We start from the raw sequence: 15601 nt of genomic DNA, 5'->3' as shown, positions 1-15601 counted from the left end.
CCCTTTCAGGGCCGCGGCTGCTACCGGGGCGCGGCACCTTCAGGGGCGCGGCCCCTACGCCTGCTCGCGCTGGTGGTACATCTCGCGGGTGTGCTCGGTGTGGGCGCGCATGACCGCCGTCGCCCTCGCCTCGTCGCGGTTCGAGATCGCGGCGATCAGCTGACGGTGCTCGATCCAGGACTGCTCGCCACGCTGGCGGGCCACCGGCCGGTAGTACCAGCGCACGCGGCGGTCCACCTGTCCGGCGAGCTCGCCCAGGACGACGTTGCCCGCGAGCTCCATGATCTTGGCGTGGAAGGCCGCGTTCGTCGCCACGACGAGTTCCACGTCGCCGTCGGCGACGGCCTGCTCGCCCTTGGCGCACAGCTCCTCGAGGGCGGTGATGCCGGTCTTGCCCGCGTTGGCCGCGGCGAGGCGGGCCGCCTCGGCCTCCAGGAGCGTGCGGACCGTCAGGAGCTGGTCCGCCTCGTCCTCGGTCGGCTCGTGCACGAAGGCGCCCTGCGCGGGACGCAGATCGACCCAGCCCTCCGTGTTCAGCCGCTGGAGCGCCTCCCGCACGGGCTGCCGGGACACCCCGAGGTGCCCGGCGAGTTCGCTCTCGACCAGGTGCTGGCCGGGCTGCAGGGCGCGCGTCGTGATCAGCTCGAGCAGGGCCTCGTAGACCCGCTCACGCAGCGGGCCGGGGCGTTCGAGCTTGGGCACCGCCCCCTGCGGCAGTCCTGTGGACAACATCGCGGTCCCCCTCCTGGGCAACGGAGAAGCCAGTATGAATTGGCTTTCGTCTACAGTCTACCGAGCACAATGGCCAGGGCGAGAGGGAGTCGGACGCGTCACACCCGTGAACGCCGCGAGATCAGCCCTGCTCAGGGGCACCGGACGACCTGGCCCGCGTAGGACAGGTTCCCGCCGAAGCCGAAGAGCAGCACCGGCTGGCCGCTGCGGACCTCGCCGCGCTCGACGAGCTTGGAGAAGGCGAGCGGGATGCTCGCGGCCGAGGTGTTGCCCGAGTCGACGACGTCCTTCGCGACGACCGCGTTCACGGCGCCGATCTTCCCCGCGAGCGGTTCGATGATCCGCAGGTTCGCCTGGTGCAGGACGACGGCGGCCAGGTCCTCGGGCGTGAACCCGGCCCGCTCGCAGGCCGCGCGGGCCAGCGGCGGCAGCTGCTGCGTCGCCCAGCGGTACACGCTCTGGCCCTCCTGCGCGAAGCGCGCCGGCTCGCCCTCGATGCGTACGGCGTGCCCCATCTCCGGCACCGAGCCCCACAGGACGGGTCCGACACCCGGCTCCTCGTCGGGCGCGCAGGCCTCGATCACGACGGCGCCCGCGCCGTCGCCGACGAGGACGCAGGTGGTGCGGTCGCTCCAGTCGGTGACGGCGGACATCTTGTCGGCGCCGATCACCAGGGCGCGCGTGGCCGCGCCCGCGCGGACGGCGTGGTCGGCGGTGGCGAGGGCGTGCGTGAAGCCCGCGCACACCACGTTGATGTCGAGCGCCGCGGGCGAGGGCACCCCGAGGCGGTGGGAGACGCGCGCGGCCATGTTGGGCGAGCGGTCGACGGCGGTCGAGGTGGCGACCACGACGAGGTCGATGTCGCTCGCCGTGAGCCCGGCGGCGGCCAGGGCCTTCGCTCCGGCCTGCGCGGCCAGCTCGTCGACCGGCTCGTCCGGCCCGGCGACATGGCGCGTGCGGATGCCCACGCGACTGCGGATCCACTCGTCGTCGGTGTCCACCATGGCCGCCAGGTCGTCATTGGTGAGGACCTTGGCGGGCTGGTAGTGGCCAACCGCGGCGATGCGCGAACCGGTCATGGGTGGATCCCCTCGGTGTTCGAGATGCGGATCCACCAGTCTGGTCAGCGACTCACCGGTACGAGGACACGTAAAGCAACAGGATTGGGGCGCGCCGGTTGGAGGGTGCCCCACATCACCCCGCCCTGCCCGGCTTCCCGGCCCATGCCCGAACAGGCGTCGGACCCATGGGTCGCATCCGCGCGCTGCGCCACCTCTTGGCTGCGCCACCTCTTGTCGGCCTAACTTCCATACTGTAGACAATATTCCATCGACAGTCCGACGGTCCTCCGCACTCTCCTCCCGTGAGAGCAGGAGCCCTCGACCGAACGGAGCTCGCCATCGTGAAAGTCGCAGTCCTCGGCGCCGGTGCGATCGGCGCCTATGTCGGAGCCGCGCTGCACCGCGCCGGCGCCGACGTGCATCTCGTAGCCCGTGGACCGCACCTCGCGGCCATGAGGCAGCACGGCGTCCAGGTGCTCAGCCCCCGCGGTGACTTCACCGCACGCGTCCACGCGACCGACGACCCCTCGCAGGTCGGCCCGGTCGACTACGTCTTCCTCGGTCTGAAGGCCAACTCGTACGCGGCGTGCGGGCCGCTCATCGAGCCCCTTCTGCACGGGTCGACGGCCGTGATCGCGGCCCAGAACGGCATCCCCTGGTGGTACTTCCACCGGCACGGCGGCCCGCACGACGGGCAGCGCATCGAGAGCGTGGACCCCGGCGGCGCGGTCAGTGCGGTGCTCGCGCCCGAGCGGGCCATCGGCTGCGTCGTCTACGCGGCGACCGAGCTGGAAGGCCCGGGAGTGGTCCGCCACCTCGAAGGGACCAGGTTCTCCATCGGCGAGCCCGGCCGCACGGTGTCCGACCGGTGCGTCGCCTTCAGCGAGGCGATGGTGGCCGGCGGCCTCAAGTGCCCGGTGGAGCCCGACCTGCGCGCCGACATCTGGATCAAGCTGCTCGGCAACATCTCGTTCAACCCGATCAGCGCGCTTTCCCGCGCGACGATGCGGCAGATGTGCCTGCACGGCGGCACCCGCAAGGTCATCGAGATCATGATGACGGAGACGCTCGCCGTCGCCGGAGCGCTCGGCTGCAAGCCGGAGATCTCGGTGGAGAAACGCCTCGCCGGCGCCGAGCGCGTCGGCGACCACCGCACCTCGACACTCCAGGACCTGGAGCGCGGCAAGCCGCTCGAACTCGACGTGCTGCTCGCGGCCGTCGTCGAACTGGCGGAGATCACCGGCGTACCGGTGCCGACGCTCCGCACCGTCCACGCCATCTCGGATCTGCTCGCCGACCGCATGAGGAGCGCGGCATGAAGAAGCGGGACCGCACCCCGAGGACATACACCCGCCTCACCCACCCGCTCGTACGGGACTCCCGGGACGAGCCCTTCCGCCGCGCGACCTGGGACGAAGCGCTCGCCAGGGCGGCGGACGGGTTCCGCCGCACCCGCGAGGCCCACGGCCCGGACGCGTTCGCGATGCTGTCCTGCGCCCGGGCCACCAACGAAATGAACTACGTGGCCCAGAAGTTCACGCGCGTCGTGATGGGCACCAACAACGTCGACTCGTGCAACCGCACCTGTCACGCACCGAGCGTCGCCGGGCTCTCCGCCGCCTTCGGCTCGGGCGGCGGCACCTCCTCGTACGAGGAGGTCGAGCACACCGACCTCATTGTGATGTGGGGCTCCAACGCCCGCTTCGCCCACCCGATCTTCTTCCAGCACGTCCTGAAGGGGATCAGGAACGGGGCGCGCATGTACGCGGTCGACCCGCGCCGCACCTCCACCGCCGAGTGGGCGGAGAGCTGGCTCGGCCTGAACGTCGGCACGGACATCCCGCTCGCCCACGCCGTCGGCCGCGAGATCATCCACGCGGGCCTGCACAACAAGGCGTTCATCGAGCGGGCCACCACCGGCTTCGCCGAGTACGCCGAGCTGGTCGAGCCCTGGACGCTCTCCCTCGCCGAGAAGGTCACGGGCATCCCCGCCGCCGCGATCCGCGACCTCGCGCACGCCTACGCCACCGCCGAGCGCGCCCAGCTGTGCTGGACCCTCGGCATCACGGAACACCACAACGGCACGGACAACGTACGGGCGTTGATCAACCTGTCCCTGCTCACCGGGCACGTCGGCCGCTACGGCTCCGGCGTCCAGCCCCTGCGCGGCCAGAACAACGTGCAGGGCGGCGGCGACATGGGCGCCATCCCCAACCGGCTGCCCGGCTTCCAGGACATCCTCGACGCCGCGCACCGCGTCAAGTTCGAACGGGCCTGGGGCACCGAGATACCGCCGCGCTACGGGATGACGCTCACCGACATGTTCGAGGCGATGGAGCACGGCGACCTGCGCGCCGTGTACTGCATCGGCGAGAACCCCGCCCAGTCCGAGGCCGACAGCGAGCAGGCGATCCGCCGGCTCGCCGCCCTCGACCACCTCGTCGTCCAGGACATCTTCCTCACGAAGACGGCCGAGATGGCCGACGTGATCCTGCCCGCGACCGCCGCGTGGGCGGAGACGGACGGCACCACCACCAACAGTGAGAGGCGAGTTCAGCGGGTGCGCGCCGCGCTCACCCCGCCCGGCGAGGCCCGCGAGGACATCGACATCATCTGCGAGATCGCCGCGCGCCTCGGCCACGACTGGAAGTTCGCCGACTCCGAGGCCGTGTGGAACGAGCTCCGCGCCCTGTCGCCGGGCCACTTCGGCATGACGTACGACCGTCTGGAGGAGCATCAGGGGCTCCAGTGGCCCTGCCCCGACCTGGAGGTCCTGCCGTCGAGCTTCCTGCACGGGCGGCTGTGGGAGTCGGACCCGGAGCTGCGCGGGCGGCCCGCGCCCTTCGGCATCGTCGCGCACGATCCGCCGGTCGACCTGACCGACGACGCGTACCCGATCCGCCTCACCACGGGCCGGCGCCTCGACTCCTACAACACCGGGGTGCAGAGCGGGAGTTTCGCCTCCCCGCTGCGGCGCGGCGAGTACGTCGAGCTGTGCCCGGAGGACGCGGAGCGGTACGGCGTCGTGGTCGGCGAGCAGGTCCGGGTGTCGTCGCGGCGCGGGACGGTCGTGGCGCCCGTGTGGGTCGACCCGGCGCTCCGTCCCGGCCTCGCCTTCATGACCATGCACTTTCCCGACGAGGTGGACACCAACCAGCTGACGATCGAGGCGAACTGCCCGATCGCGGGGACGGCGGAGTTCAAGGCGTCGGCGATCCGCATCGAGAAGCTGCCCGTCGCGGCCGTGAGGAGCTGAGGCAGGACATGGATCTGCACTTCGGTGACAGCAAACCGACCGACGAGGAACGGGAGGCGGTCGACGCGCTGCTCGGGCCGCCCGAGTCGGCGTGGGAGGGCGCGACCGAGCGTACGGACGAGGATCTGCGCTGGGCGCGCGGTGGGCGCCCGGCGCGGGAGCGGCGGGATCTGCTGTTGCCGGGGCTGCACGCGGTCAACGACCGGGTCGGCTGGATCAGCGAGGGCGCCCTCGACTACCTGTGCCGACGGCTGACGGTGCCGCCGGCGGAGGCGTACGGGGTGGCGACGTTCTACTCGATGTTCTCCGTGAAGCCTCGCCCGGCGACCGTGCTGCATGTGTGCACGGATGTCGCGTGCGCGGCGGCCGGCTCCGCCGAGTTGTGCGCGGGGGTGGAGGGGCGGCTCGGGCCGGGGAGCGGAGTTTCGGTCGAGCGGAGTCCTTGTCTGGGGCTTTGTGAGCGGGCGCCGGCGGCGCTGGTGGTGCGGGCGGGTTCGCCTGCGGCGAGCCTCGGGGGCCAGCCCCCGGACCCCCGCTCCTCAAACGCCGGAGGGGCTGAGAGAAGCGCCGGAGGGGCTGAAAGGAACGCCGGAGGCGCTGAAAGAACGTATGCGACAGCCGTCGTCGGCCCCGCCACCCCCGACTCCGCCGTCCTCGCCGCCACCGCCCCCGAGGCCGCCGACCCCGAAGCTCCCGCCTCCCTCGCCGTCCCCCAGGCCGGGCAGCCCGGCCTCACCCTCCTTCGCCGCGTCGGCGTCGTGGACCCGTCGTCCCTCGACGACTACCGGTCCCACGGCGGATACGCCGCCCTGCGCCGGGCGTTCGCGCTCGGGCCCGCCGGGGTGATCCGGGAGGTGACCGACGCGGGCCTGGTCGGGCGCGGCGGCGCGGCCTTCCCGACCGGAGTGAAGTGGCAGGCCACCGCCTCGCAGCCGGACCACCCGCACTACCTGGTGTGCAACGCCGACGAGTCCGAACCCGGCACCTTCAAGGACCGGGTCCTGATGGAGGGCGACCCGTACTCCCTCATCGAGGCCATGACGATCGCCGGGTACGCGGTCGGCGCACACAAGGGGTTCCTGTATCTGCGGGGCGAATACCCCCGCGCGCTACGGCTGTTGGACAACGCGATCGAGCAGGCGCGGGCGCGCGGACTCCTCGGGGACGACGTCCTCGGCCAGGGCTACGCGTTCGACATCGAGATCCGGCGGGGCGCGGGCGCGTACATCTGCGGCGAGGAGACCGCGCTGTTCAACTCCATCGAGGGGTACCGGGGCGAGCCGCGCTCCAAGCCGCCCTTCCCGGTGGAGAAGGGCCTGTTCGGCAAGCCGACGGCCGAGAACAACGTCGAGACGCTGGTGAACGTCCTGCCGATCCTGACCATGGGCGCGCAGGCGTACGCGGCGATCGGCACCGAGAAGTCGACCGGGCCGAAGCTGTTCTGCGTGTCCGGGAGCGTCGCGCGGCCCGGAATCTACGAGCTGCCGTTCGGCGCGACACTCGGCGAACTCCTCGACCTCGCGGGCAAGCCGGACAATCTGCGGGCCGTGCTGCTCGGCGGCGCCGCGGGCGGCTTCGTACGGGCCGACGAGATGGACATCCCGCTCACGTTCGAGGGGACGCGCGCGGCCGGTACGACGCTCGGCTCGGGCGTCGTGCTCGCCCTGGACGACACCGTGCCGCTGCCTCAAGTCCTGTTGCGGATCGCCGAGTTCTTCCGCGACGAGTCGTGCGGGCAGTGCGTGCCGTGCCGGGTCGGCACGGTGCGGCAGGAGGAGGCGCTGCACCGGATCGCCGAGCGGACCGGCGAGGCGGCGGCGGGTGACATCGCGCTGCTCAGGGAGGTGGGGCGGGCCATGCGGGACGCCTCGATCTGCGGTCTCGGGCAGACCGCGTGGAACGCCGTGGAATCCGCCATCGACCGCCTGGGGGCGTACGAATGACCGCCATACCGCTGGGAGTGCCGCGCCGCCTCGTCGAGTTCACCCTGGACGGGCAGGAGGCGCGGGTGCCCGAGGGGTCGACGATCCTGGACGCGTGCCGGGCCGCGGGCAAGGACATCCCGACGCTGTGCGAGGGCGACACCCTCACGCCGAAGAACGCGTGCCGGGTGTGCGTCGTCGAGGTGGAGGGCGCCCGCACGCTGGCCCCCGCCTGCTCGCGCAAGGCCGAGGCCGGGATGCAGGTCCGCACGGACACCGAGCGGGCCCGGCACAGCCGCAAGGTCGTCCTCGAACTGCTCGCCTCGTCGGTGAACCTGTCGACGACGCCGCGCGCCGCCGAGTGGATCAAGGAGTACGAGGCGAAGCCCGACCGGTTCGGCCCGGACGCAGCGCGCGTCGACGAGGAGCCACGCGTCGACAACGACCTCTATGTGCGGGACTACGACAAGTGCATCCTCTGCTACAAGTGCGTCGACGCGTGCGGTGACCAGTGGCAGAACTCGTTCGCCATCTCGGTCGTGGGACGCGGCTTCGACGCCCGGATCGCCGTCGAGCACGACGCGCCGCTGACGGACTCGGCGTGCGTGTACTGCGGGAACTGCGTCGAGGTGTGCCCGACGGGCGCGCTGTCCTTCAAGTCGGAGTTCGACATGCGGGCCGCGGGGACCTGGAACGAGGCGGAGCAGACGGAGACGACGACGGTGTGCGCGTACTGCGGGGTGGGCTGCAATCTGACGCTCCATGTGCAGGACAACGAGATCGTGAAGGTCACCTCGCCGCACGACAACCCGGTGACCCACGGCAACCTCTGCATCAAGGGCCGCTTCGGCTACCAGCACGTACAGAACCGGGACTGACGGCAACCCCTCACTCCCCCGGTCCGGCTCGGACCCGCGCTCCTGGCGAGCCTCCCCGACCGGCTGCGCGAGGCCCGGCGGGTCTTCGGGCGGACCGGGGGTCTGCACGTGTACGCGGGAGAACACCGCATCGCCCTGCGGGCCACGGCCGGCAGGGCTGACCGGTTCCCCCGCGGCACGGCGCGGGGGTCCCGACCCGGCGGGGAGCGCCCCCTGCGCCGGGCGGGGCCCCGCTCTGCGCCGATCCAGTGATCCCTTGATGCACGGTTCTTGTGGCGTGTCGAGCACCCCAAGTAGCGTCTGTGATCCGGACATTGGACGTGGGATGTCCGGATGACCAGACGCATGAGCCGTGACATCGACTGTGACACGAGCCGTGAAGGGTGGCCGCACCATGCCGTCGAACCTCCGCTTACGTCTGAGATCACGTCTGAGATTCCTGAGCGCATCCGTCGTCGCCCTGCTGGTCGCCGCCTCCGGAGCCGCGCTGCCCGCGCACGCCGCCGGGGCGGACGAGCCGCCCCCGTTCGAGCAGCAGGTCCTCTTCAAGGCGTCCCAGGACCCGGGGTACGCCTGCTACCGCATCCCGGCCGTCGTGAGGACGAAGGCGGGCACGCTGCTCGCCTTCGCCGAGGGGCGTACGCACGACTGCTCCGACGCGGGCGACATAGACATCGTGGTCAAGCGGTCCGAGGACGGCGGGCGTACCTGGGGTCCGCTCCGGGTCGTCAACGAGGGCGCCGGTGACACGCACGGCAACCCCGCCCCCGTGGTCGACCTCAGGACCGGCCGCATTCTGCTCGCCGAGACGTACAACACCGGCCGCACGGACGGGAAGAACTGCTCGGTGCCGTGCGACCGCACCCCGCACCTCCAGTACAGCGACGACGACGGCCGCACCTGGTCGGCGCCGCGCGACCTGGGCGACGAGATCCTGCCGACGGACTGGAACTCCTGGTACGCGACAGGGCCCGTGCACGGCGTCCAGCTCACCCGGGGACGCCACCCCGGCCGGCTCGTCTTCACCGTCAACGCGGAGACATGGAACGGCAGCAGGGTCACCGCCAACCACGCCGCGCTCATGGTCAGCGACGACGGCGGCGACCACTGGCGGGTCGGCGCGAAGGACTCGTGGCCGATCGCGGACGACGGCACGTTCCGGCAGAAGCCGTCCGAGATGACGCTCGCCGAACTGCCCGACGGATCCCTGTACGTGTCGGGCCGCGAGCAGGACGGCACCGACCTCGGCCACCGCACGCACACGTGGAGCCGGGACGGCGGCGACTCGTTCACCCGCCCCTTCACGGCGATCCCCGACCTCTACACCCCACAGGTGCAGGGCTCGGTCCTGCGCGCCGGCAAGCGGCTCCTGCTCGCCTGCCCGGGCGACCCCGACCGGCGCAGGACCATGACGATCCGCTCCTCGTACGACGGCGGGCGGACCTGGGACAGCTTCGACCGCTCCACCGTCGTGACGACCGACTGGTCCGGCTACTCGGATCTCGTGCGGGCGACGGGTGACCGGGTGGGTCTGCTGTACGAGGGCGGCGCGGTCGACGCGCGCGACGAGATCCGCTTCGCGCGGTTCACCGAGGACTGGCTGACGCCGCGCCGGGGCGCCGACCCCACGACGGACGACAGGGCCCGCGGCGCGCGGGACGCGTCCGTGCTCGGCGGGGCGTCGCCGACCGCAGGACGCTTCGGCGGAGCGCTCGGTCTCGACGGCAGGGACGACGCCGTACGCCTCCCCTACAGCGACCGGCTGCCGCTCGGCACGAAGGACTTCACCGCGTCGCTGTGGTTCCGGTACTCGGCCACGACCGGCGAGCAGCCCCTGCTGTGGATGGGCGGCATCGGCACCACACAGCCGCAGGTGTGGCTGCGTGCCGAGCCCGCGAGCAACCGCGTCACGGGCCTGATCACCGCCCGGGACGGCGCCGCGGCCCCGCGCACGGCCGTGGTGCGCACCACGTCCGCGTACAACGACGGCGCGTGGCACCACGCCGTCCTCCGGCGCGGCGGAGGGCAGTTGACGCTGTCGGTGGACGGTACGTCGGTGAGTGCGGCCGACGTGCCGGGCTCGGTCAGCCGTAACTCGCCGTTCGGTGTGCACATCGGTGAACGCATGGACAGCCGGGCGCACTTCACCGGCGCGATCGACGAAGTACGCGTCGAGGGAAGGGTGTTGAGCGACGGGGAGCTGAGCGACCCGAGCGCCCCTGTGACCCCGGACACCGTCCTGTGGCTGCCCATGGACCGGGTGCGCGGCGGGCACTAACGTCCGAGCGTGCCCGCGGCCGAAGAGTCGGTGCGCCGCAGGGATCTGGGTGCGGGTCTCGGCCTGCTGCTCGCCCTGGTGTGCGCCGCCGCCCTGCTGACCGCCCTCCCGGACCACGACCGGGAGGGCGGCCGGCGCTGCACGGCCCGTACGGTGTCGTCCTGGTCGGCGGACCGCGGCCGCACGCTCGCGTTCGCCCGCTACGGCGACGACGCGTCACGGGCCGACGACTGGACGGGCGGCGACGGGACGCACTCGGTGCGGCTGCCGGACGGACGGGTCCTGTGGCTGTTCTCCGACACGTATCTCGGGCAGGTGCACGCGCCGCCCGACCCGGCGGGCGAGCCGCACGCCTGGCGCGACGCGTCGGCGCCCTTCGTACGCAACTCGGCGGTGGTGTCGGGCCGTTCGGGCGTGCTGGAGCGCACGCTCCCCACGCCCCTGTTCCCCGACCCGGCGCCGGGCCAGTGGCGCTGGCCGGTCGCGGCCCGCGTCGAACCCCGCTCCCCCGGCTCCGCCGAGCGGGTCCTGCGCGTCCTGCTCTGGACCCGCGCGACGGGGACGGGCCCGTGGATCTACGGCGTGCCCGCCGCCACGGAGGTCGCCACACTCTCGCTGTCGGACCTGCGCGTCGAGAGCGTCGTGACCGTCCTCGACCAGCGGGCGGTGCCGGACCCGGGCCGACGGGTCCTGTTCGGCACGACGGCGGTCGGCCGGGGCGGGTGGACGTACGTGTTCGGCGGTGACGACGGGCAGCGGGCCGTCCGCCGGGCCTATGTGGCGCGGGTGCCGCGCGGCCGGCTGGCCGAGCCGGGGGCGTGGCGCTACTGGGACGGCGCACGCTGGACACGGACCCCACGGCCACGACCGGTCCTCGGCGACGGTGAACGGCGCGGGGTCGGCAGCGCGTTCACCGTCGTGCGCGACGGCGGTACGTACGTCCTGTTCACCATGGCCGCGGGGACCGCCGGCCTGAGCCGGGTCACGTCGTACTGGGCGTGCGCGCCGACCGGGCCCTGGCACGGCCCGGCGAAGGGTTTCGAGGCGCCGCTGCCGCGCGACGGGCCGGTCCGCTCCGGCGTGGCCGCCTACAATCCGCAGGCCCATCCGGAGCTCGGCGGCGGGGGTGGGCGGCTGCTCCTGAGTTACGACGTCAACTGGCTCGACGCGACGCCCGGCACCGCTCAGGCGCAGGTCAGCCGGAACGTGTCGCTGTACCGGCCGCGGTTCGTGGCGCTGCGGCTCGCTCGCCCGCGCTGACCTGCTCCCTGTCCGCGCCGGCCTGCTCCAGGCGGTCGCGCGCCCGGCGTTTGGCGATCACCGCGCACACCATCAGCTGCATCTGGTGGAACAGCATCAGCGGCAGCACGGCGAGGGACGCGTGCGCCCCGAACAGGACGCTCGCCATGGGCAGCCCGGCCGCCAGGGACTTCTTCGACCCGGCGAACTGGATCGCGATGCTGTCCGCGCGCCCGAAGCCGAGCGCCTTGCCGCCGTACCAGGTGGCGGCCAGCATCACGGCGAGCAGCACCGCCTCGACGACGAGGAGCCCGGCCAGGCGCACGGCGCTGACCTGGTGCCAGATGCCCTGGACCATGCCCTCGCTGAACGCGGTGTAGACGACGAGGAGGATCGAGCCGCGGTCCACGTAGCCGAGGACCTTCTTGTGCCGCGCGATGAAGGAGCCGACCCAGCGGCGCAGGAACTGCCCGGCGAGGAACGGCACGAGCAGCTGAAGCACGATCTTGACGAGGGAGTCCGCGGAGAATCCGCCGCCGCTGTTGCCGAGCAGCCCCGCCGCGAGCAGCGGGGTGACGACGATGCCGGCGAGCGAGGAGAAGGAGCCCGCGCAGATCGCCGCGGGCACGTTGCCGCGGGCCATGGAGGTGAAGGCGATCGACGACTGGATCGTCGAGGGCACGAGGGTGAGGAAGAGCAGCCCGTCGTACAGGGACGGCGTCAGGAAGACGGGGACGAAGCCGCGGGCCGCGAGGCCGAGGAGCGGGAAGACGACGAACGTGGCGGCGAGGACCGTCACGTGGAGCCGCCAGTGCCTGAGGCCGTCGAGCGCCTCCCGGGTCGACAGGCGCGCCCCGTAGAGGAAGAAGAGGAAGGCGACGGCGGTGGTCGAGGCGCCGGACGCGACGTCGGCCGCACCGCCGCGCGCGGGCAGGAGCGCCGCGAGGCCCACCGTGCCGATGAGCGCCAGGATGTAGGGGTCGACCGGCATCCAGGCGGGCCAAGTCAGGCGTTTCACGGGTTCCATGTTCCTTGCTGTCGGTTCAGGTCGTGCCCTCTCCATCGTCCTCCGGAACACCGCGATCGGGAATCCTGCATACCGCACTGACTGTCATCACGTTCCGCGATGAGCGGGGGTAAGGTCGGTGACGTGTACGACCCTTCGCAGCTGCGTACGTTCCTCGCGGTGGCCCAGACGCTGAGCTTCACCCAGGCCGCCCGCCGCCTCGGCCTGCGCCAGTCCACGGTGAGCCAGCACGTGCGGCGCCTGGAGGACGCCACGGGGCGGACGCTGTTCACGCGGGACACGCACACGGTGGAGCTCACGGAGGACGGTGAGGCGATGCTCGGCTTCGCGCGCCGGATCCTGGAGGTGCACGAGCAGGCGTCCGCGTTCTTCACCGGGACGCGGCTGCGCGGCCGGCTGCGCTTCGGGGCGTCGGAGGACTTCGTCCTGACCCGGCTCACCGAGATCCTGGAGGCGTTCCGGCACGACCACCCCGAGGTGGACCTGGAGCTGACGGTCGAGCTGTCGGGGACGCTGCACGAGCAGCTCGACGCGGGCAAGCTCGACCTGGTGCTCGCCAAGCGGCGGCCCGAGGACCCGCGGGGCGAGTCGGTGTGGCACGACCGGCTGGTGTGGATCGGCTCGGAGCGACTGCGTCTGGACCCGGAGCGTCCGGTGCCGCTCATCGTGTACCCGCCGCCCGGGATTACGCGCGCCCTGGCCTTCGAGGCGCTCGAGCGGCACGGGCGGGCCTGGCGCGTGGCCTGCACGAGCGGCAGCCTGAACGGTCTGATCGCGGCGGCCCGGGCGGGTCTCGGTGTGATGGCGCACTCGCGGGGCCTGATCCCGCCGGGCCTGGTCCGCGTGCCGGAGCGGGCGGGGCTGCCGGAGCTGGGTGAGGTGGACTTCGTGCTGCTGCACGGGCCGCGGCGGGGCCGTGGGCAGGGTGAGGCGGCGCAGGCGCTCGCGCAGGCGATCCTCGACGGGGGCGACCGGCTCCACCGCAGCCGCTGAGGTTCATGGCGCGGATCCACGTCTGTGCGGGCCCGGGGACGTCCGTGGAGAAATCGGAACCGACTACTCCGCCCAAAAACCCCGCAGCGGACCCTCGGTAACCGCTCGGTACAGATTCCGTGGAGATTACGCCACCGAAACTTACTAACCCGTAAGAATTCTGTCCCGCCCTTCCCCTTGTGGCCGTATTTCACCGGCTGACCAGTGCATATTCGGCGCGCTCCGGTTCATTTGGGCCCCTCCCGCCGGGGCTCGCGGTGGGGTACCGTCACCGGCGCTGTGCGGAGCGCCACGAGGAGCAACATTGCGCGAGTTCACCTCCCCCCCTCTGGCGTCGGCGCCGCCGGTGGGCGGTCTGGCCGACGTCGTGTTCGACCACGCCCTTGACGATCCGACGCGTGTCGCGCTCGGCCGCAAGGACGACGCCGGCCGCTGGCGCGACGTCACGAGAGCCGAGTTCCGTGACGAGGTGCTCGGGCTCGCCAAGGGGCTGCTCGCGCAGGGCGTCCGGTTCGGCGACCGCGTCGCGATCATGTCCAGGACCCGCTACGAGTGGACCCTGTTCGACTTCGCGCTGTGGACGGTCGGCGCCCAGGTCGTGCCGATCTACCCCACGGCCTCGGCCGAGCAGGTCTTCTGGACCCTGTACGACGCGCAGGTGTCGGCGGTGCTCGTGGAGCACGAGGACCACGCCATGACGATGGCGACCGTCATCGACCGGCTGCCCTCGCTCAGCCGGATGTGGCAGCTGGACCGGGATCCGGTGGCCGAGATCACCGCGTCGGGCACGCACATCGACGACGAGGTGGTGCACCGCCACCGCCGCGCCGTCACCCCCGACGCCGTCGCCACGATCATCTACACCTCGGGCACCACGGGCCGCCCCAAGGGCTGTGTCATCAGCCACGCGAACTTCATGTTCGAGGCGGACACGATGGTCGGCCGCTGGGAGCCCGTGTTCCACTCCAAGCGCGGCGACGAGGCCAAGACGCTGCTGTTCCTGCCGCTGGCACACGTCTTCGGCCGCATGGTGCAGATCGCCGCGATCCGCGGCGGCGTCATGCTGGGCCACCAGCCGCAGCTCAACGCGGCGGCCCTGCTGCCCGACCTGCAGGCGTTCCGCCCGACGTTCATCCTCGCCGTTCCGTACATCTTCGAGAAGGTCTTCAACGCGGCCCGCCGCAAGGCCGAGAAGGACGGCAAGACGGGTCCGTTCGACAAGGCCGTGGAGTGCGCGGTGCGGTACGCGGACGCGCAGGAGGCGAAGGCGTTCGGTACGGGCCCCGGGCCGTCCGCGTCGCTGCGCGTCCAGCACAGCGTCTTCGACAAGCTCGTCTACTCCAAGGTCCGCGACGCGATGGGCGGCAAGGTGCGGCACGCGATGTCGGGCGGCTCCGGGATGGACCGCCGCCTCGGCCTGTTCTTCGCGGGCGCCGGCGTCACGATCTACGAGGGTTACGGCCTCACGGAGTCCACCGCGGCGGCGGCCGCGAACCCGCCGGAGCAGACCCGGTACGGCACGGTCGGCCGGGCCGTCCCCGGCACGACGGTCCACATCGCCGACGACGGCGAGGTGTGGCTCTACGGCCCGAACGTGTTCCAGGGCTACCTGAACGACCCGAAGGCCACCGACGCCACGCTGCACGACGGCTGGCTGGCCACCGGTGACCTCGGCGCGCTCGACGAGGACGGGTATCTGACGATCACCGGCCGCAAGAAGGAGATCCTGGTGACCTCCGGCGGCAAGAGCGTCTCGCCGCAGCAGCTGGAGGAGCGGGTGCGCGACCATCCGCTGGTGGCGCAGTGCATCGTCGTGGGCAACGACCGGCCGTACGTCGCCGCGCTCGTCACCCTTGACTCCGAGGCCGTCGAGCACTGGCTGACGATGCGCGGCAAGCCGCCGCTCAAGCCCGCCCAGCTGGTCCACGACCCGGACCTGGAGACCGAGGTGCGCAGGGCCGTCGTGGCGGCCAACACCCTGGTCTCGCAGGCCGAGTCGATCCGTACGTTCCGGATACTGGCCTACCAGTTCACCGAGGAGCACGGGCTGCTCACGCCGTCCCTGAAGCTGAAGCGGAAGGCGATCGAGGAGGCGTACGCCGAGGAGGTCGAGGCACTGTACCGGGGCTGATTCCGCGCCGGTACGTTCCCGGCGGTAACCCCGCCACCCCGCCCCGAGCAGGCCGCATACCGTTTCTGACGGTTCATCAATTAC

At 72.0% G+C, this 15601-nt stretch carries 11 protein-coding genes and 1 pseudogene; 9 read left to right on the top strand and 3 right to left on the bottom strand.

The features are described from left to right. Positions 1–54: 54 nt before the first annotated feature. Positions 55–732, bottom strand: a complete 678-nt coding sequence (locus tag EOT10_RS02655) for a GntR family transcriptional regulator (protein WP_127826372.1) — start codon at positions 730–732, stop codon at positions 55–57. Between the two features lie 131 nt (positions 733–863). Continuing rightward, entirely contained in the window at positions 864–1811 is a 948-nt protein-coding gene (locus EOT10_RS02650) for a beta-ketoacyl-ACP synthase III (RefSeq protein WP_127826371.1), read from the bottom strand. Positions 1812–2134: 323 nt separating this feature from the next. Here EOT10_RS02650 and EOT10_RS02645 point away from each other — a divergent pair, with 323 nt between their 5' ends. The 7 genes and pseudogenes from EOT10_RS02645 to EOT10_RS02615 all read left to right on the top strand — a co-directional run bounded on the left by EOT10_RS02645 (position 2135) and on the right by EOT10_RS02615 (position 11387). Next, complete coding sequence (locus EOT10_RS02645) at positions 2135–3112, top strand: 2-dehydropantoate 2-reductase (RefSeq protein WP_127826370.1); 978 nt, start codon at positions 2135–2137, stop codon at positions 3110–3112. After that, on the top strand, positions 3109–5049 hold the full coding sequence (locus tag EOT10_RS02640; protein ID WP_127826369.1) for a molybdopterin oxidoreductase family protein: 1941 nt from the start codon (positions 3109–3111) through the stop codon (positions 5047–5049). The genes EOT10_RS02645 and EOT10_RS02640 overlap by 4 nt, the downstream gene beginning before the upstream one ends. 8 nt (positions 5050–5057) lie before the next feature. Beyond that, a complete protein-coding gene (locus EOT10_RS02635) occupies positions 5058–6992 on the top strand; it encodes an NAD(P)H-dependent oxidoreductase subunit E (protein ID WP_127826368.1) in 1935 nt (644 codons plus the stop codon). Continuing rightward, complete coding sequence (locus EOT10_RS02630) at positions 6989–7849, top strand: 2Fe-2S iron-sulfur cluster-binding protein (protein ID WP_127826367.1); 861 nt, start codon at positions 6989–6991, stop codon at positions 7847–7849. Before EOT10_RS02635 ends, EOT10_RS02630 begins: the two co-directional genes overlap by 4 nt. Before the next feature lie 12 nt (positions 7850–7861). Continuing rightward, positions 7862–7957: pseudogene (locus EOT10_RS41645) on the top strand (formate dehydrogenase accessory sulfurtransferase FdhD); the annotation flags it as partial. A gap of 286 nt (positions 7958–8243) precedes the next feature. Further along, on the top strand, positions 8244–10127 hold the full coding sequence (locus EOT10_RS02620) for an exo-alpha-sialidase (RefSeq protein WP_127826366.1): 1884 nt from the start codon (positions 8244–8246) through the stop codon (positions 10125–10127). Between the two features lie 9 nt (positions 10128–10136). Beyond that, positions 10137–11387, top strand: coding sequence for a DUF5005 domain-containing protein (locus tag EOT10_RS02615; RefSeq protein ID WP_223280714.1), 1251 nt, complete (start codon positions 10137–10139; stop codon positions 11385–11387). Here EOT10_RS02615 and EOT10_RS02610 read toward each other — a convergent pair. After that, on the bottom strand, positions 11323–12357 hold the full coding sequence (locus tag EOT10_RS02610) for a bile acid:sodium symporter family protein (protein ID WP_189491148.1): 1035 nt from the start codon (positions 12355–12357) through the stop codon (positions 11323–11325). The two genes, EOT10_RS02615 and EOT10_RS02610, sit on opposite strands and share 65 nt — an antisense overlap. A 159-nt stretch (positions 12358–12516) precedes the next feature. Here EOT10_RS02610 and EOT10_RS02605 point away from each other — a divergent pair, with 159 nt between their 5' ends. Together EOT10_RS02605 and EOT10_RS02600 are read left to right on the top strand one after the other, a co-directional pair. Continuing rightward, positions 12517–13386 carry a LysR substrate-binding domain-containing protein gene (locus EOT10_RS02605; protein WP_127826364.1) on the top strand — a complete coding sequence of 290 codons (870 nt, stop codon included), beginning with the start codon at positions 12517–12519 and terminating at the stop codon, positions 13384–13386. Positions 13387–13690: 304 nt separating this feature from the next. Beyond that, on the top strand, positions 13691–15517 hold the full coding sequence (locus tag EOT10_RS02600) for an AMP-dependent synthetase/ligase (protein WP_127826363.1): 1827 nt from the start codon (positions 13691–13693) through the stop codon (positions 15515–15517). Positions 15518–15601 lie beyond the last annotated feature (84 nt).

Source organism: Streptomyces antnestii, from assembly GCF_004005495.1.
Classification (GTDB): Bacteria; Actinomycetota; Actinomycetes; order Streptomycetales; family Streptomycetaceae; genus Streptomyces; species Streptomyces antnestii.
Note: the sequence above shows the minus strand (reverse complement) of the source record. Positions and strands in the feature narration are given on the sequence as shown.